This window comes from Actinoplanes sp. NPDC048796, assembly GCF_040650035.1.
GTDB lineage: Bacteria > Actinomycetota > Actinomycetes > Mycobacteriales > Micromonosporaceae > Actinoplanes.
The window spans coordinates 368586-385772 of sequence record NZ_JBEZGO010000005.1; the positions used below are offsets into that span (position 1 = coordinate 368586).

At 70.1% G+C, this 17187-nt stretch carries 19 protein-coding genes and 2 pseudogenes; 11 read left to right on the forward strand and 10 right to left on the reverse strand.

The genetic code is table 11. From position 1 onward, the window contains the following. The first annotated feature begins 3 nt into the window (after nucleotides 1–3). Nucleotides 4–987: a winged helix-turn-helix domain-containing protein gene (locus AB0C26_RS23355; protein ID WP_360251041.1), complete on the forward strand. Its 984-nt coding sequence runs from the start codon at nucleotides 4–6 to the stop codon at nucleotides 985–987. Here AB0C26_RS23355 and AB0C26_RS23360 read toward each other — a convergent pair. Then, nucleotides 980–2155, reverse strand: coding sequence for a thiolase family protein (locus AB0C26_RS23360; RefSeq protein ID WP_360251044.1), 1176 nt, complete (start codon nucleotides 2153–2155; stop codon nucleotides 980–982). The two genes, AB0C26_RS23355 and AB0C26_RS23360, sit on opposite strands and share 8 nt — an antisense overlap. A 62-nt stretch (nucleotides 2156–2217) precedes the next feature. Beyond that, the gene (locus tag AB0C26_RS23365) at nucleotides 2218–2643 is read right to left on the reverse strand and encodes a MarR family transcriptional regulator (RefSeq protein WP_360251047.1); all 426 of its coding nucleotides are present in this window, start codon (nucleotides 2641–2643) and stop codon (nucleotides 2218–2220) included. 73 nt (nucleotides 2644–2716) lie between these two features. On the opposite strand from AB0C26_RS23365, the gene AB0C26_RS23370 reads away from it, so the two are divergent. The 6 genes from AB0C26_RS23370 to AB0C26_RS23395 are packed head-to-tail and all read left to right on the forward strand — an operon-like array spanning nucleotide 2717 to nucleotide 6420. Continuing rightward, nucleotides 2717–3598 (forward strand): SDR family oxidoreductase, encoded by an 882-nt coding sequence (locus tag AB0C26_RS23370; protein WP_360251050.1) that lies wholly within the window; start codon nucleotides 2717–2719, stop codon nucleotides 3596–3598. Further along, entirely contained in the window at nucleotides 3591–4463 is an 873-nt protein-coding gene (locus AB0C26_RS23375; protein WP_360251053.1) for an amidohydrolase family protein, read from the forward strand. Before AB0C26_RS23370 ends, AB0C26_RS23375 begins: the two co-directional genes overlap by 8 nt. Continuing rightward, entirely contained in the window at nucleotides 4460–4876 is a 417-nt protein-coding gene (locus AB0C26_RS23380; RefSeq protein WP_360251056.1) for a DUF3237 domain-containing protein, read from the forward strand. The genes AB0C26_RS23375 and AB0C26_RS23380 overlap by 4 nt, the downstream gene beginning before the upstream one ends. A gap of 21 nt (nucleotides 4877–4897) precedes the next feature. Next, a complete protein-coding gene (locus AB0C26_RS23385) occupies nucleotides 4898–5326 on the forward strand; it encodes a hypothetical protein (RefSeq protein WP_360251059.1) in 429 nt (142 codons plus the stop codon). A gap of 50 nt (nucleotides 5327–5376) precedes the next feature. Next, nucleotides 5377–5763, forward strand: coding sequence for a hypothetical protein (locus AB0C26_RS23390; protein ID WP_360251062.1), 387 nt, complete (start codon nucleotides 5377–5379; stop codon nucleotides 5761–5763). A 9-nt stretch (nucleotides 5764–5772) separates the two neighbouring features. Then, nucleotides 5773–6420 (forward strand): SMI1/KNR4 family protein, encoded by a 648-nt coding sequence (locus tag AB0C26_RS23395; protein ID WP_360251065.1) that lies wholly within the window; start codon nucleotides 5773–5775, stop codon nucleotides 6418–6420. On the opposite strand, the gene AB0C26_RS23400 is transcribed toward AB0C26_RS23395, so the two are convergent. Beyond that, nucleotides 6373–6861 (reverse strand): LuxR C-terminal-related transcriptional regulator, encoded by a 489-nt coding sequence (locus AB0C26_RS23400; RefSeq protein ID WP_360251068.1) that lies wholly within the window; start codon nucleotides 6859–6861, stop codon nucleotides 6373–6375. The two genes, AB0C26_RS23395 and AB0C26_RS23400, sit on opposite strands and share 48 nt — an antisense overlap. Nucleotides 6862–7064: 203 nt before the next feature. Between AB0C26_RS23400 and AB0C26_RS23405 the strand changes: the two genes are divergently transcribed. Continuing rightward, nucleotides 7065–7415, forward strand: a complete 351-nt coding sequence (locus AB0C26_RS23405; protein ID WP_360251071.1) for a hypothetical protein — start codon at nucleotides 7065–7067, stop codon at nucleotides 7413–7415. Between the two features lie 205 nt (nucleotides 7416–7620). Here the strand turns inward: AB0C26_RS23405 and AB0C26_RS23410 are convergent, their stop codons facing one another. Then, nucleotides 7621–8028, reverse strand: a complete 408-nt coding sequence (locus AB0C26_RS23410; protein WP_360251074.1) for a PPOX class F420-dependent oxidoreductase — start codon at nucleotides 8026–8028, stop codon at nucleotides 7621–7623. 52 nt (nucleotides 8029–8080) lie between these two features. Next, nucleotides 8081–10951 (reverse strand): GH92 family glycosyl hydrolase, encoded by a 2871-nt coding sequence (locus tag AB0C26_RS23415; protein WP_360251077.1) that lies wholly within the window; start codon nucleotides 10949–10951, stop codon nucleotides 8081–8083. Nucleotides 10952–11143: 192 nt separating this feature from the next. On the opposite strand from AB0C26_RS23415, the gene AB0C26_RS23420 reads away from it, so the two are divergent. Further along, on the forward strand, nucleotides 11144–11989 hold the full coding sequence (locus tag AB0C26_RS23420; protein WP_360251080.1) for an EamA family transporter: 846 nt from the start codon (nucleotides 11144–11146) through the stop codon (nucleotides 11987–11989). On the opposite strand, the gene AB0C26_RS23425 is transcribed toward AB0C26_RS23420, so the two are convergent. Further along, nucleotides 11990–12250, reverse strand: a complete 261-nt coding sequence (locus AB0C26_RS23425; protein ID WP_360251083.1) for a hypothetical protein — start codon at nucleotides 12248–12250, stop codon at nucleotides 11990–11992. 66 nt (nucleotides 12251–12316) lie between these two features. Here AB0C26_RS23425 and AB0C26_RS23430 point away from each other — a divergent pair, with 66 nt between their 5' ends. Further along, complete coding sequence (locus AB0C26_RS23430) at nucleotides 12317–12934, forward strand: class I SAM-dependent methyltransferase (protein WP_360251086.1); 618 nt, start codon at nucleotides 12317–12319, stop codon at nucleotides 12932–12934. Between the two features lie 857 nt (nucleotides 12935–13791). Here the strand turns inward: AB0C26_RS23430 and AB0C26_RS23435 are convergent. Beyond that, nucleotides 13792–14661, reverse strand: coding sequence for a helix-turn-helix transcriptional regulator (locus AB0C26_RS23435; protein WP_360251089.1), 870 nt, complete (start codon nucleotides 14659–14661; stop codon nucleotides 13792–13794). Nucleotides 14662–14692: 31 nt separating this feature from the next. After that, entirely contained in the window at nucleotides 14693–14941 is a 249-nt protein-coding gene (locus AB0C26_RS23440) for a hypothetical protein (RefSeq protein ID WP_360251092.1), read from the reverse strand. Between the two features lie 205 nt (nucleotides 14942–15146). Between AB0C26_RS23440 and AB0C26_RS23445 the strand changes: the two genes are divergently transcribed. Next, on the forward strand, nucleotides 15147–15515 hold the full coding sequence (locus tag AB0C26_RS23445) for a hypothetical protein (RefSeq protein WP_360251095.1): 369 nt from the start codon (nucleotides 15147–15149) through the stop codon (nucleotides 15513–15515). 148 nt (nucleotides 15516–15663) lie between these two features. On the opposite strand, the pseudogene AB0C26_RS23450 reads toward AB0C26_RS23445, so the two are convergent. Together AB0C26_RS23450 and AB0C26_RS23455 are read right to left on the reverse strand one after the other, a co-directional pair. Next, nucleotides 15664–16374: pseudogene (locus tag AB0C26_RS23450) on the reverse strand (M28 family peptidase); the annotation flags it as partial. A gap of 81 nt (nucleotides 16375–16455) precedes the next feature. Then, nucleotides 16456–17163: pseudogene (locus AB0C26_RS23455) on the reverse strand (PA domain-containing protein); the annotation flags it as partial. Nucleotides 17164–17187 lie beyond the last annotated feature (24 nt).

The following is a 17187-nucleotide window of genomic DNA, read 5'->3' on the forward strand; positions in this document are numbered from 1 at the left end:
GGCGTGCTGCGTATCCATTTCACGGCCGACGACGTCGCGCGAATCCGGGTGGCGACCGGGGCCGACCCCCTGTGGGAGACGGTCATCAGCGTCTTCCGGCTCCGGCGGCCGGGGCCGGAGCTGGCCTTCGGCCACTGGCGCCGGCACGCCGTCCGGGCGAGCCGGCGAGCGGATCTGAGCGTGCTCGGCCCGCTGGTGCGGCAGCGGTACTTCCCCGACTTCCTCACCCCGCCCGAGGGCACCGCCGGCCTGCCCACGGCGCTGGACGCCCTGATGTCGACCCCGGTCACCCGGCTGCGCACCGACATGGCCCGGCTGGCCGGGACCGGCGCGCCGCTGACGCCGTGGATGCGGCAGCTCGGCGACGGTGACCCCGGCGCGCTACGGCAGCTCGCCACGGCGCTGCGCTCGCATCACGACGCGGTGGTGGCGCCGTTCGCCGACGACGCCCGCGCCCAGGTCGACGCCGACCGGGGCCGGCGCGCCCGCGTGCTGCTCGACCAGGGCGCGGAGGGCCTGCTCGACAGCTTCCGGCCGATGATGCGCTGGGAGCCGCCCGTGCTGCACGTCGACGTGCCCCAGCAGCGGGCGCTGCACCTCAACGGCCGCGGCCTGCTGCTGGTGCCGTCGTACCTGTCGTCCGGCACCCCCGACATGCTGTTCGACCCGGGCCTGCCGCCGGTGCTGGTGTACCCGATCGAGCACTCGCTGAGCCGTTCGCTGGCCACCGGCACGGCCCTGTCGGCGCTGATCGGACCCACCCGGGCCGCGGTGCTGGAGTCGATGGGAGACGGGCGTACGACCTCGGAGCTGGCCCGGCACGTCGGGGTGAGCCGCGCCTCGATCAGCCAGCACACCGCGGTGCTGCGCGACGCCCGCCTCATTCAGACCGTCCGGGCCGGCAAGGCGGTCCTGCACCTGCGCACGCCGTTGGGCACCGCCCTGCTCTCCGCCCAGCCCGGCGGCCGGGGCGCGGCGATCAGTTAGCGTTTTCCAGGACGACCGCGAGGGCCTGGCCGACGCCGATGCAGATGGCGGCCACACCCCAGCGATCCCCCGACTCGCGCAGGCGGGCGGCCAGGGTGCCGAGGATGCGGCCGCCGGAGGCGCCGAGCGGGTGGCCGATGGCGATGGCGCCGCCCTTGGCGTTGACGATGGCCGGGTCGATGTCCCAGGCGTCGACGCAGGCCAGCGACTGCACCGCGAAGGCCTCGTTCAGCTCGACGGCCGCCACGTCGTTCCAGGTGATGCCGGCCCGGGCCAGCGCCCGGTCGGCCGCCGCGACCGGCGCGTAGCCGAACATCGGCGGTTCGACGGCGGACACGCCACGGCCGGCGACCCGGGCCAGCGGCGCCCGGCCGATCCGGTCGGCGGCCTGTTCCGAGGCGAGCAGCACGGCCGAGGCGCCGTCGTTCAGCGGCGACGCGTTGCCCGCGGTGATCGTGCCGTCGGGCCGGAACGACGGTTTCAGCGCGGCCAGTTTCTCCGCCGTCGAGCCGGGCCGGATGCCCTCGTCGCGGGTCAGCCCGCCGACCGGCACGACCAGGTCGTCGTAGAAGCCGGCCGTCCACGCCGCGTCGGCGCGACGGTGCGAGCCGGCGGCGAAGGCGTCCTGCCGTTCGCGGGAGATGCCGAACTTCTCGCCCAGCATCTCGTTCGCCTCGCCCAGCGAGACGGTCCACTCCTTCGGCATGTTCTCGTTGACCAGCCGCCAGCCCAGCGTGGTCGACACGGCCGTCACGTTGCCGGCTGGGAACGCCTTCGACGGTTTCGGCAGCACCCAGGGCGCGCGGGTCATCGACTCGACGCCGCCGGTCACCACCACGTCGGCGTCGCCGGTCTCGATGGCCCGCGAGCCGATCATGGCCGCGTCGAGCGACGAGCCGCAGAGCCGGTTGACCGTCGTGGCCGGCACGTCGACCGGCAGTCCGGCCAGCAGCACGGCCATCCGCCCGACGTTGCGGTTGTCCTCGCCGGCCTGGTTCGCGCATCCCCACACGACGTCGCCGATGGAGCCAGGGTCAAGGTCAGGAGCCTTACCCAGTACGCCGGTGAGCGCGGCCGCCGCGAGGTCGTCCGGCCGCGACTCGGCGAGGGCGCCCCCGAAGCGGCCGAACGGCGTACGGACAGCGGCGTACAGGTATGCCGAGCTCATGCCTTCAACCTAGGCCGGGCGGCGATGCGGCACCAATACTGAATGGGACTCGATTGAGAGCTTCACGATATGGAAGCCAGCGCCTGCCAGCTGTCGATCAGGGCGTGCCGGAACCCGGCCGCCTGCGCCTCGGTCAGCCGCCCGGTCATCTCCTCCTCGAGCTCGCGTACCGGCTTCACGTACTGGGCGAGCAGCCCGCGCCCTTCGTCCGTGAGGTGGATGAGCAGCTCCCGCCGGTTGGCCGGGTTGCGCTCGCGGTGGATCAGCCCACGGCTCTCCAAGGCTCGGACCATGTCGGCCATGGTCTGCGCGGTGACGAACGAGTCGCGGGCCAGCTGCGCCGCCGACAGCCCGTCGTGGCGTTCCAGCACGGTCAGCGCCGTGTATTGCAATGCGGTGATGCCGCCGGTGCGGACGATCTCGTCCAGCCGCGCCCGTACCACCAGTTCCAGCTGCTTGACCAGGTAAAGCAGCGACGGTCTCTCCATGGCGTCACCCTACGCTATTGACAGGAATCCTGATCGTCGACCACGATCAGGATTCCTGCTGATGGAGGCGAGCATGAACGTGGAAGGCAAGGTCGCGATCGTCACCGGCAGCGGCCGGGGTCTGGGCTTGGCGTACGTGAAAGCGCTGGCCGCCGCGGGCGCGTCGGTGGTGGTGAACGACGTCGACGAGGCGGCCGTGGACGCGGCGGTCGCGTCCCTCGGCGACCGGGCGACCGGCGTCGCCGGCGCGGTCGGCGACACCGCGACGGCCGAGCGCCTGGTCGACACCGCGGTGAAGACCTTCGGGCGCCTGGACGTGCTGGTCACCAACGCCGGCATCCTGCGCGATCGCGTCCTGTGGAAGATGACCGACGACGATTTCGACGCCGTCGTCCACGTGCACCTGCGCGGCACCTTCACCTGCGCCCGGGCCGCGGCGATCCAGATGCGTTCCCAGGGTACGGGTGGCCGCCTCATCCTCATCTCCTCCCCGGCCGGGCAGCGCGGCAACTTCGGGCAGACCAACTACGCGGCCGCCAAGGCCGGCATCGCCGCGATGGCCCGCACCTGGGCGCTCGAGCTGGCCCGGGCGAACATCACCGTCAACGCCGTCGTCCCGGTGGCCGCGACCGAGATGACGAAGACGATCCCCACCTTCGCGCCGCTGCTGGAGAAGGACGAGCCGCTGCCGGCCTGGGTACGCCGCGACGAGGGCATGGGAACCGTCGACGACGTCACCGGCCTCATCGTCTACCTCGCCTCGGACGCGTCGGCCGGCCTCACCGGGCAGGCCATCGGCGTCGGCGGCGACCGGCTCGCGCTCTGGGCGCACCCGAAGGAGAAGACGGTCGCGTTCACCGACGGCGGATGGAGCGCTTCGGCCATCGCGGACCATGACTTCGGCGACCTGGAGACGTACGGCATCCCCGCCCCGAAAGCCCCCGGCAATGATTGACGTCGACGCCCTGGACGCCATCGACGTCCACACCCACGCCGAGGTGAGCCGGGACGGCCACAAGTCGCTGAGCGGCGAGTTGCTGGCCGCCTCCGAGGCGTACTTCAAAGCACACGGCCACCGCCAGCCGACGATCGACGAGATGGCGTCGTACTACCGGGACCGCCGGATGGCCGCCGTCGTCTTCACCGTCGACGCCGAACACCTGACCGGGCACCCGCGCATCTCCAACGAGGAGGTCGCGGAATCCTGCGCGGCCCACCCCGGCGTGCTGATCCCGTTCGCGTCGATCGACCCGCACCGGGGCCGCGCCGGCGTCCTCGAAGCGCGCCGCCTGGTCACCGGCCACGGCGTCCGCGGCTTCAAGTTCCACCCGAGCCTGCAGGGCTTCGACCCGTCCGACCGGCTCGCCTACCCCCTGTACGAGGCGATCCAGGAACTGGGCGTTCCCGCCCTGTTCCACACCGGCCAGACCGGCATCGGCGCCGGCGTCCGCGGCGGAGGCGGCATCCGGCTGCGCCACTCCAACCCGATGCTCGTCGACGACGTGGCCGTGGACTTCCCCGACCTGCGCATCATCCTGGCCCACCCGTCCTTCCCGTGGCAGGACGAGGCCCTGGCGGTCGCCACCCACAAGGAGCACGTCCACATCGACCTGTCCGGCTGGTCGCCGAAGTACTTTCCACCCCAGCTCATCCGGTACGCCAACTCGCTGCTCCAGGACAAGGTGCTCTTCGGCTCCGACTACCCGGTCCTCACCCCGGACCGCTGGCTGGCCGACTTCGCCGCGCTGGACATCAAACCCGCCGTACGGCCGAAGATTCTGAAGGACAACGCCGCCCGCCTGCTGGGCCTGACCCGATGACCCTGACCCTGAAACCGGCCTTCACCCTGACCGTCGACCTGGCCGAGCCCCGCGACGTGGGCCAGGTACCCACCGGTCACCGCCGGGTCATCCCCATCCTCGGCGGCACGGTCACCGGCCCCACCCTGACCGGCGAGATCCTGCCCGGCGGCGCCGACTGGAACCTGGTCCGCCCCGACGGCGCCATCCACGTGTGGGCCCGCTACGAACTCCGTACGGCCGAAGGGGCCGTCGTCTCGGTCATCAACGAGGGCCTGGGCCGGCCCGGCGAGCCGATACCGACCCGCCCGGTCTTCGAGGTCCCCTCCCCCGGCCCGACCTGGCTGGCCGCGTCGTTCTTCCTGGGCGAACTGCGCCTGAGCGACCGCCCCGGCCGGGTCCACATAGCGGTCAGCCAGGTGATCCCGGCCTGACCGGTAGGGCAAGATGACCGGGTGAGCTCCATCATCAAGTTCTTCGTGGCCCCCGACGACGAGGTCGCCGCCGGCGCCGCCGAGGAGGGCCCCGGGGCGAGGTTCGAACCGATCACCTACGGCAACTTCGACGTGTGGTCGACGCTGGAGGAACTGGAGAGCATCCTGACCGGCCGCGACCTGGAAGAGGTCCTGGACCAGGGCGGCCCCGAAATCATCAGCGGCGCCGGCGAGCCCATGCTGCTGCGCGTCCCCACCGTCCTGGTCGAGGCCCTGTCCACCGCCGACAGCGAAACCATCTCCGGCGCCGCCGAGCAGTGGCTCTCCTTGCGCGCCGGGGAGGGCGAGGCCCTGGACGAGGAACTGGCCCACGAGATAGTCAGCGAACTGGCCGCCACCGCGGCCAGGGCCCAGCGCACCACCCAGTCCCTCTACTGCTGGGTCGCCTGAAGGACAGCACGGCGCCGACGCTGGTCTCCGCTGATGCTCGAAGGAGGAGTGTGCAGGTCCTGCGAAGTGACGCGACCCTGGAGATGGAGCTGCGTGGCACCGTGGCCGAGCTCGAGGGCTTAGCCGAGCTGGTGTGCTCGGGCAGCGGCACGGCCGAACTGGATCGCATCGGCGACCCTGCGCCGTACGACCGGACGCTGGCGCGCATAACCGTCGAGCAGACGTCGGGTCCGGCTCTCATCGGGTGCTTCACGAGCCCTGATGTGCTGGACATCCGAGGAGGACACGAACAACTCGGCCTGATCGCCGACGAGGTGCGGGGTGTCGCCGAGGACGGCGACCCACGGAGTCATCTGCACATCGATCACTACCCTGGACACGGCTACCTCGACGAATCCTCCGAGCCGCTGGTCGTGACGCTGCGTCAGCGGCCCTAGACTCGCTGCGTGGCGACCGTGACCGAAGCCTGGATTCGGATCGAGGGCTGGCTCCACCACTACACTCCGCGGAGCGGCGCCGTGCTTGCCGGGCCGGCGGCGCCTGAGCTGATTGAGGCGGCCGAGGTTCAGGCCGGTGTCGCTTTTCCAGCTGAGCTTGTCGAGTCCCTGCTTCGCCATGACGGGCTGACGGAGCCGGCGAACATCTTTCCGGAAGCGACGCCGCTCGCCGTCGAGGAGATCGGCGAACAGTATGCGATTCGGATGGATGTCGCTCCTGACGTCGACGGCTTCGCGGTGCACGCGCCCAACGCCGAGCCCTGGTGGCATGAGCGCTGGCTGCCGTTCGGGGATGCGGGCTGCGGGCTGCAAGTCATCGACATGCGACCTGGACCGGGCCGCGGGCGGGTGGGCCTGGCGCCGACCTCCAATCCCGCGGATTTCACCGAGGGCTGGCCGTCCCTGAGTGCCTATCTGACAGCGGTCGCGGTCGCTCTCGAAACCGGCGGCACCGTGGGCGAGTGGCACGCGTACGTCGCCGATGACGACACGCTCTGGTGGGATCTGGCCGGCAGAACGGAAGTCAACGGCCGACCGCTCCGGGCGGTGTCAGCCTTGCAGGGCGGCGGCCAGTTCGCGGCGGGACGTGATGCCTAGCTTGGTGAAGATCTTGCGGAGGTGCCACTCGACGGTCCGGGGGCTCAGGAACAGCGAAGCGCCGATCTCCGGGTTGGTGCGGCCGGTCACCGCCAGGCGGGCGATCTGGGCCTCCTGCGCCGTCAGCTGGTCGGCTGTGCCGGGGGCCTTGGCGCGGACCGTTTCGCCGGTGGCGGCCAGTTCACGGGCGGCGCGCGTGGCCAAAGCCTCGGCGCCGATCGTGGTGAAGGACTCGTGGGCCCGGTGCAACTCGGCTCGGGCCTCGGAGCGGCGGTTCTCGCGGCGCAGCCATTCGCCGAACAGCAGATGGGCTCGGGCCGCCTGCATGCCCATGCCGGCCGCCGTGAAGGACGCGATGCCGGCCCGGTAGCCGTTCTCGTCGGCGGTGACCAGGGCGTCGGCCAGCGCCTGCACGCCGCGCGCCCAGTCCGTGCCCGCCACTGATGTGCGTTCCCGCAGCCGGGCGCGCGCCGATTCGGCCTCGGCTCAGCCCGCCGAAGCCGAACGCCATCTCGGCCGTCGACAACCCGCGCGGCAGCTCCAGCAGGGCGAGCGGGTTTCCCCTGGTCTCGGCCACGATCCGATCGCGGACGCGGGCGTCCACCGGCCCCGGCAGGGCGGAGTCGAGCAGGATCCGGGCGTCGGTGTCGGAGAGCCCTTCGACGGTCAGCTCGGGCAGGCCGGGCCTGGAGCCGGCCGGGGTCCGTACGCCGAAGACCAGCCCGACCGACTCGGCGTCGAGCCGGCGGGCCACGAAGGTCAGGATCAGCTCGGACATCCGGTCGAGCCACTGCACGTCGTCGACGACGCAGATCAGGGGCCGCTGCGACGCCGCCTCGGCGAACAGCCCCAGCACGGCCAGCCCGACCAGCAGCGCCTCCGGCGGTTTCCCGGCGGCGAGGCCGACGGCGGTGGCGAGCACGGCCCGCTGCGGCGCCGGCAGCCGGTCCAGGTTTTCCAGCAGGGGCGCGCAGAGCTGCTGCAACGCCGAGTAGGTGATCTCGGATTCGAGCTCCACCCCGGCGGCGCGCAGCACCCGGGCACGGCTGCGCCCGGCCCGTACGTCACGCAGCAGACGGTCCAGCGCCTCACGCTCGCGCCGTCGCCCCCGCAGCCTTTCACCAGCCAAGTCGATCACCTCCGCCCGCGGCGCAGCGGGCCCGGCCCGGCCTGGCCTGGCCTGGGAGAACCCTCAGCGCCCTATGCGCGCAGATCGCCCCAGGCGTGCCAGCTGTCGATCTCGACCTGCACGGTGACCCGGGGCCGCTCGCGGTTGGCGTAGGGCGCGCCGGTGTAGTGGACGGCCAGGCGGTCGATGTCCTTGAGGCCCTCGTCGTCGGCGATCGAGACGACCCGCCCCTGCACGCTCAGGTGGGTGTACCAGTTGTTGCTCGCCAGCACGGTCAGGGAGACTCGCGGGTCGCGCTGGAGGTGCTTGAGCCGGGCCCGCTTGGCGTCGAGGCCGAGCAGCACCCGCCCGTCGTCCTCGAGCAGGTACCAGGTGGCGACGGTGACCGGCCGCCCGTCGGCGGCGACGGTGGCCATGACCGCGGGGTGGGGCTGCCGGAGGAACTCGGCGAGCTTCGAAGGAAGCGGGATCTTGGACATGGTCAGGAGCCTAGCGCCGGCCGCGGGGAGGCGGCCGGCGCCGGCGGGTGGGTCAGGACACCGCGACGTCGAAGATGTGCATGATCCCCTTGTCGGTGGAGCTGGGAAGGATCACCGCGTCGACCGTCTTCGTGCGGTCGAGGGCGGCGGGCGCGGTAGCGAAGACGCGGAAGGTGCCGTCGCCGGTCGTGCCGTTGGCATTGTTACGGCCGGTCAGGGTGATCAGGGCGGTCGGGTCGGCCGAGGCCCAGTCGGCGAACGTGACCGGGACCGGCTGGGTGCTCTTGTCGGTGTAAACCACGATGGCCATGCCCGTGGACGGGCCGTTGGTGGCCAGGCCCAGGAACGAGACCGAGCCCGCCTTCGCGTTCTTCACCTCGACGCGCTGGCCGTGCGGGATCCAGTTGTCGGGCGTGCCCGGCGCGGCGGTGGGCCAGGTGAAGGCGATGCCGGTCTGCCCCAGCGGCAGGGAGGCGCCAGGGGTGGCGCCGGCCGCGGCCAGGCTCTCGCGGGAGAAGGACCAGTCGCTCAGGTCCATCGAGCCCAGGTTGCCCTGGCCGTTCGGGGTGGTGCCGATGTTGTTGCGGGCGTCGGCGCCGTCGGTGTAGGACGGCGGCACGTCCGCGGCCCCGGTGCCCCACGTGCCTGGCGTCGCCGCCATCGTGAAGTCGAGGCGGCCGGCCGTGCGGGCGTCGAGCCAGTTCGCGGTCCTGTTACGGCCATTGACCTTCAGCGACGACACATACTTCTTGCCATTCTGTACGCCCGGAGCGGTGATCCGGATGCCGCGACGACCATCCACCGGGTCGATCCTCATGCTCGGGAACATCGGAGCGCTGATCAGCAGATCGCCGGTGCCGTAGACGGCCGGGTAGACGCCCAGGTTGGCGAAGACGTACCAGGCGCTCAGCGAACCCTGGTCGTCGTTGCCGGGCAGCCCCGACGGCGTCGTGTCGTACATCTCGGCGACGGCCCGGTAGAGCACGTCGGTGGCCTCGGCCGGAGCCTGGAGCCAGTTGTAGACCCACGGGGTGCCGAAGGCCGGCTGGTTCGACAGGTAGTTGCCGGTCTGGGTGTACGCGCCGGCGTCGAGCTGAGCCATCAGAGTGTCGAGCTGGGCGGTGGCCGCGGCCACGCCGCCCCGCCGGGCGATCAGCGTCGACATGTTCTGTGGGACGAGCCAGCCGTACTGGTAACCGGTCGACTGGTTGAACTGGCCGCGGCCGGCGCCGTCCTCGCGTACCCGAAGATCGAAGTTGCGGTCGAAGCCGGTGCGCTCACGCGGACGGATGTGCTGGGTGACCGGATCGAAGACGTTCATCCAGTTCTGGGCGCGGGCCATGAAGAACTTGTAGTTCGCAAGATCGCCCTCTGCATGAGCCAGCCGCGCGATCGCGAAGTCGTCGATCGAGTACTCGAGGACGCGCGAGGTGGCGAAGTCGCCCTTGCGGTTCTCGATCAGGCCGGTCGCGAAGTACTGGTACGCCTCCGAGCGGCTGCTGGCCACCGCGGGCAGCTTCTGGGTGGCGACCATCGAGGCCAGGGCGGCCTTCCGGTCGTATCCGGTGATGCCCATGTCGTCCAGCGTGGCCAGGATGACCTGGTAGTTGTCGCCCTGCATGCGGGCCGCGCCCGGCGCCCAGGAGCCTTTCTGCTTCACCATGTCGACGATCGACTGGGCCATGTCGGAGGCGACCTTCGGGAAGGTGAGCGCGATGAGCTGGGCCTGGCCACGGTACATGTCCCAGCCCGAGCCGGCGAAGTTCAGGTTCTGGTAGAAGTGCCGGCCCTTGGCCACCACATGCACCTGGTTGTCGTAACCGAGGTACTGGCCGTTGACGTCGTCGCGCACGTTCGGGTGCAGCAGCGAGTGGTAGAGCGCGGTGTAGAAGGACGTCCGTTGCGCGTCGGTCCCGCCGCCGACGTTGATCGTGCCGAGCGCCCGCTTCCATTGGGATGCGGCCTGACGGCGTACGGAATCGAATCGCTCTCTGCCTGCCTCCTTGTCCCGGTTCGCGGCCGCGTTGGCGACGCTGACATAGCTGAAGCCGGTCTTGGCGGTGACCTTGGCGCCGTCGGCGAAGGTGATCCACGCGCCCGTGTCGTGGCGGTAGTCGGCGCCGGTGTCGGTGGTGCTCTTGATCGCGTGGGCCGATCCGGCGGTCATCTCGCCGTCGTTCCAGGTGCCGTACGAGGCGAAGGGTTTGTCGTACGTGGTGGAGAAGTAGGCCTTGTAGAGGTTGCCCACGTCGCACACATCGGTGCCGTACATCCAGCCGCTGACCGTCCGGGTGGCCGAGTCGATGGTGACCTCGCTGCCGAACGAGCGGTTGTTCTGCCCGGACACGTCGAGGATCAGCGTCGCGTGGCCGGAGAAGGAGAAACGGCTTACGGCCGTACGGGCACTGGCCGTCAATTCCGTCGTGACGCCGTTGTCCAGAGCGACTTTGTAATAGCCCGGCTGGGAAACCTCATTGGCGTGGCTGAAGCCCAGGTAGTACGGCTTGACGTCGGCCGACGGGTTGGCCGGGAGTACGCCGCCGGTGAGCTCACCGGCGTACGGAATGGTCGGGAATTCGTAGCCGCCGTAGCGGCCCGTGCACCCCGTACCCGAATAGCGGGTCATGCCGAAGCCGCGGATGAGGCTAGCGGTGTATTCGTATCCGCCCTTCTCGCCCACCAGCGCGTTGCCGGCCTTGTAGGTGGTCGGGCTGGGCTGCACCATGCCGAACGGCACGGCCGCGCCGGGGAACGTGTTGCCGTACGCGTCGTTGCTCTTGTTCTGCGTCGTGTCCATCTCGGTGCCGATGAACTGGTTCACCGCGTCGAACGGCGCCAGCTCCCGGTGGGCGGCCGCGGGCGTGGCCAGCGCCGCCGTCGAGAGGATCGGCGCCAGCGCCAAGGCCAGATACCGGATGCGCATTCGTGTTCTTTCTCGAGGGGAATCGATCAACAACGAAGCATGCTGTCGCCGTCCTTTCCCCAGGGGACCGACACATGACCAGAAGCCGGACTAAAGGTCAACAACAGGTCCTTCCCGCGTACGGATTAGCCCGCTCGGGCCCCCGCCTGCGGGCGACTGACCCGGGGCCCGGCGGTCGGCAGGATCGGCCGCATGGATGCGACGCCCATGGCCTGGGTGATGACGACAGCGGTCGTGGCCGCCCTCGGCTGGGGCGTGTCGGACTTCCTGGCCGGCGTGCTGACCAGGCGGATACCGATCCTGACGATCCTCATCGGATCGCAGATCGCCGCCATGCTGCTCGTCCTGCCGGCCGCGATCGTCCGCGGACTGCCCGCCACCTGGGACGGCCGGCTCTGGCTGGCCGCGGCGGCCGGCCTGGTCGGCCTGCCGGCGATGGGCCTGCTCTACCGCGCGATGCGGGACGGCTCCCCGGCCGTGGTGGCGCCGGTGGCCGCGGTCGCCGCCCTGGTGCCGGTCGGCTGGGGCCTGCTGCACGGGCAACAGGTCGGTGCGTTCGTCGGCGTGGGCGTCGTCGTGGGCCTGGCCGGCGCCACGATGGCGAGCTGGCCGGTGCCGGGCCTGGCGGGTGGCCGGACCCGCTGGCCCTCGGTGCTGTGCGCCCTCGGCGCCGCGCTCGGCTTCGGCGCCTTCTTCGTCCTGCTGCACGAGGCGGGCGAGGCGGACGAGTTCTGGGCGGTGGCCGTCGCCCGGATCAGCGCGGGCGTCGCCGCCGTCGCCCTGGCGGTCATCCTCGGCCATGGCCGCACCGCCCTGTTCCGGCCCAGGATCTTCCTGGTCGGCGCGGCCGACGTCGGCGCCGACGCGGCGTTCATCGTGGCGGCGGCGTCCGCCCTGGCGCCAACGGCGGTGGTGGCATCCCTGTATCCCGCGGTCACGCTGCTGCTCAATCGGGTGGTTCTGCGCGAACGGCTGCACGCCGTTCACCTGTGCGGGGTGGTGGCCGCCGTCTTCGCGGTCGCCTGCCTGGCCCGCTGATCAGCTCTGACCACGGATCTTGTCGGCGGCGGCGAGCAGCACGTCGACGGGAATCTCGACCAGGTGCTCGCCGTCCGGCAGCGCGACGCCGGCGGCGTCCCCGGTGAGCGCGTACCCCTGCACCACGACGTTGTGGAGGTCTTTCCGGTAGACGGTCGGGCAGGTGCCGCCGGTGCACTGACCGGCGAGAACTTCGAGGGGCGGGCGACTGGTGACCGCGGGCGCCCCGGTGCTGGTGACGCGATCCTCATGGGTCGTCATGACTCCAAGGTACGGACGGACACCAACCGGTAACAACTCCGCAACCGGCCCCTCTACAGTGACGCGGTGACAAGCCAGACGGGCGTGCGCAGCGCTTACTCACAAATGTCGGATCAATACATAGCCTTGTTCGACGGCGACTGGCAGGCCGAGGTGGACGACACGGGCCTCATCGGAGAACACCTGGCCGGCCTGGACGGCCCGGTGCTCGACCTGGGATGCGGCCCCGGCCATCGCAGCGCCTACCTGCACGCCCTCGGCGCCGACGTGACCGGCGTCGACCTGGTCCCCGAGTTCATCGACTACGCCCGGGCGAACTTCCCCGGCCCGAGGTTCCAGCTCGGATCGATGACGGGCCTACCGCTGCCCGACCAATCGGCGGCCGGCATCCTCTCCTGGTACTCGACCATTCACCTGCAGCCGTCAGACCTGACCGGCGCCCTCACCGAGTTCCACCGCCTGCTGACCCCGTCCGGCCGCCTGGTGATCGGCTTCTTCGACAGCGACGACGGGGTGGCCCCCTTCGACCACAAGGTGTGCACGGCCTACCGCTGGCCCGCCGACGTCTTCTCCACCCGCCTGGCCGAGGCCGGTTTCACCGAACTCCAACGCGTCCGGCACGAGGTCCCCGACCGCCCCGACCGCAAATACGCAGCCATCGCCGCAACGCCGGCGGTGTTGTAACGCCCGCTGACATGGTCTTGTAACCGGGCGGTGTGGAGCAGCTCGGGCAGCAGCAAGCGAACCACTGGCTGCCGCCCGAGCGGCGTGCAGGGCATTGCCATTGGCGGCCCGACCGCAGAGGCCTACATGGGCAGTCGGCGGCAAGGTGGGACGTCAGATGCACTTTCGCCCGCCGCGGTTGCGGCTCAAGATCGCATCATCCGCCGGTACAAGTTGCCCGCTTACGCCACCATGAACGGCGCGACTCCTGCTTCAGGCGAGGAAGGACGGTGTCGAGCCACCATTCCCCAAGAGATTTGACGCAGTAGCGCGGGTCGTGCAGGTCGTCACGGTTTTCTGGTCCATCTATGTATTCGGCGTGATTGCCGGCTTCGGAGGACTGAGCCGAGAATGGTTTCACGACAAGGTCATCGTCTCACCTCTGATCAACTTTTCGATCGCCATGGGCGCCACTGTTGCCGGCATGTTAATCCTGCTGTACGCCCAGAGGCGGACCCTTAGATGGCGCCCGGACAGGGGATTCTTCTCGCCTTTGATCGTGATGGCCGGCATGATTATCGCTTCGCTTGCCCTCACCGCCGTATCCGTCATTGTGGTCTATGTTCAATGGATTTTTCTCAAGTGGCCGGTCGGCCAGGGGCCTGCAGGCTGGCTACGCGGTGGCACAAACCGCTTCATACGTAGGGAAGGCCGCGAACGGCGAGTATGCGGCAGCCGATCTGACCTCATTGGTGTACGCGGTCACATTCGGAGCACCGGCATGCCTCGCAGCCGTTGCGCTCGCCCAATTCCGGCTTTTGAAGCAAGCAGGCCTGAGACTGTCCGGGAACGGCTGATCTACACGGATCGCTGGGAGGTCATGCCCCGGAGCCGGGGAGCATTCGGACGTAGCGGGACTGGTACTTGTCCAGGAGGATGCTGATCTCGGAGGTTGCCACCGAGTCCAGGGTGTCGAAGACCTGCTGGTAGTGGCGGACCGTGCGGCGGTCTCGGGACAGCAGGCTGGTGTTGAAGAGGTCCACGAAGACGACCTTGTCGCCCATCAGTTCGAAGCCGTGTGCCGGCGGGAGGGGCAGGTTGGCGTCCTGCGGAATGATGCGGACGTCGACGTTGGACAGGGTGGAGACCTCGCGCAGCCGGCCTATCTGGGCGAGCATGTCGGCGGGGCCGCACACCTGGTTGCCCAGGGCGGCCTCGGTCATCAGGAACGAGAACTTGCGGCCCGGCTCGTACAACACCTGGCCTCGCTGGATGCGGGCCGCCACGGCCTCGGACACGGCCAGTGGGGAGGCGGCGGTGTCGTCGTCGTCCTGTTCGCCCCGGTAACCCGTGAGCAGCGCGCGCGCATATTCGCTGGTCTGCAACAGGCCGACCACCACGGCGGGCTGGAAGGTGCGGATCTCGCGGGTGGAGACTTCGAGCTGGCGCAGGAACTGTTGGCGCTCGGGCAGGCCGGGCTCGGTGGAGTGCCAGTCGACGAAACGGTCGCTGGGGCGGTCGGCCGCGGCGACCAGGCGGTCGACCTCGCCGGGGGGCAGCGCCAGGGCCTCGGCGATGCGGCGGACGTCCTGCGGGTCGGGGCTGGAGACGCCGTTCTCGAGGCGGCTGATCTTCGCCTGGCTCATGCCGACCAGCTCGCCGAGGGTCTGGCCGGAGATCTTCTTCTGCTTGCGCCAGCGGGCCAGGAGCGCGCCGACGGGCTGGTCGGGCGAGTCGCCGTCGCTCACGTGACTCGCCTCCCCTCGATGCGCGTCGTGGTCAGCTGACCGCCTTGAGCGCTTCGGCGAGCAGCGCGGCGGGAATCTCCACCAGCTGCTCACCGGCCGGCACGTCGAGCCCGGCGGTCTCGGCGGGAACCGTGTATCCCTGAACGACGTAGGTGTCGCGGTCGGTCAGGTAGACGGTGGGGCAACTGCCCCCCGTGCAGAGCTGCTTGATGAGCTTCAGCTGCGGTGCCGCGTCGTTGCGGTCAGCGCTCTGAACGACCGTTAAAGGTTGATTTGTCACTTCGGGATTGTACGACAGTAGTCAACTTCTATACAGGCGGGTGCATAGACCTCATGCGTAACACTGTAGACGACGTGAGGGAACCTATTCATGTTTCCGGGTCACGCTTGCCATGCGTTGCATAGCCATGGATATTCATGGGTAAGAGTCACAAACAGATAACTGAAGGGTCGCCTCTCCTCCTCGTACGGACAGGAGAACGTTGATGACCATGACCGTGCTGGCCGGGATCGTCGCTCTGCTGGTGTTCCTGTTCCTCATCAGCGAGATCATGTCGGCCGTAGTTCCCCTGATCATCGTGTTGACCTGCGTTTCCGGGCGGGACCGGGAGACTCTGGCCGAGGTGCTGGCGGCCCTCGACTCGTCGCGCCGGCTGCGGTTGTGGCCGGCCCTGCGGTTCGCCGTGGTGCTGCGGCGCCAGGAACGCCGTCTGGCCCGCGCCGCCCGTGACCCCCGGCGCAACCCGTACGCGCACCTCAACGAGCACTTCGCGAACATGCCGGGCGACGCGCCCCTGAACCCGCCGTACGACCACGTCGAACCGGTCAGCCCGCCCGCCCACGCGGGCGAGTGACCTGCCGGTCAGGCGAGAACACCTGACCGGCAGGGCGCACTCAGCTCAGCGGGGTACCGCCGGCCGGCGCGGCCGACCGGGCCGCCGGCGTGGTGGCCGGGCGGGGCGGGATCGCCGAGGTGTCCTGGGCGAACGTGGCCACGGCGGTGGCCACACCGTCGGCGTTGACGTCCAGGGCGTAGGCGTTGATGTTGCCGATCAGGTGGTACTTCTTGCGGAGCTGCTTGTACAGGGCGGCGTCGGCGCCGTCCTTCTCCGGGGTGAAGCTGTCGCAGGCCTGGTGGTAGCACGGGTCGTAGGCGGCGCCGGCCACCCCGCCCCACAGGGCCACGTCGGCCTCGGTCTTCTCGACCTCGGCCCCGGTGAACAGGCCGCCGGCGGGGATGCCGGTGGCGATGAACGGACCGTAGTCGGAGCGGCCGGTGAAGTCGGCGGCCGCGGTCGCCTCGCCGCGCTTGGCGAAGAACTTCTGGAAGACGGCCTCGATCTCGGCCGAGCCGGCCGGGCCGGGGCCGGCGCCGGCCGCGGCCGAGTCGTCGCCGTCGTACACCCCGAAGGTGTAGTTCGGCGAGCCGATCATGTCGAAGTTCAGGTAGAGCGCGATCTTCGCCTGCTCGGCGGCCGGCAGGTTGTTCACGTAGTACGTCGAGCCGACCAGGTTGGCCTCCTCGGCGCCCCACCAGGCGAAGCGGAGCTTGTTCTTGGTCTTGTACTTCGCCGCCTGCAACGCCGTCTCGAGGATGCCGGCGCTGCCGGTCCCGTTGTCGTTGATGCCGGGGCCCTCGGGCACCGAGTCGAGGTGGGCGCCGGACATGACGACCTCGTTCGGGTCACCCCAGCGGGACTCGGCGATGACGTTCGTGGTGCCGCGGACCTCGGCCTCGGCCTCGACCGTGATGGTGACGTTCAGGCCGGTGGTGCCGGCCAGGGCGACGCCGAGCGGGAACGAGATCGAGATGGCGGGGATGCCGACCGGGTCACCGAGCGTGCCGGCGAACAGGTCCTGGCGGTCCGGTGCGGTCGAGTCGCCCTGGTTCATGATGATGACGCCGGTCGCGCCGGCCGCCTCCGCGTTCGCCGCCTTCTGGCCGAACGGGCAGCCGCCGCGCTGCACGAGCGCGATGTGGCCGGCCACACCCACGAAGTCGGCCGCCTCACACCCGGACGTGCTGGTGTTCGGGGTGGTCGGCTGCAGGTCGACGTTCACCACCGAGCCGGTCGCCGTGCCGCCGCCGGAGCAGTCCAGGACGTCGTAGTCCTCCTGGTCCACATAGGTGGTGGCGGTGGGCGCGTTCTGCGTGAAGGTGGACGCGTCGTCGGTGCAGTAGTTGAACTCGAACGGCTGGCGGGTGACCTTGTAGCCGGCGAGCTTCATCAGCGTGGCCACGTAGTCGGCGCTGCGGTCGAACCCGGGCGTGCCCGAGGCGCGGGTGTCGTTGTTGCGGTCGGCGATCGCCTGGAACGCCACGAGGTGCCGCAGCACGCCGGCCAGGGTGACCGCGCGGGGCAGGTCCTTTATGCTGCCGCCCCCGGCCTGGGCCGGGGCGGAGAGAGCGAAACTTCCCAGCAGTACGGCGACGGCGGCCGCGCCGATGAGGCGTCTTCGCACGGTGAACTCCCTTCGATGACGACAAATATCCAGCAACATAGATCGACTACGCGCCGTACGGAA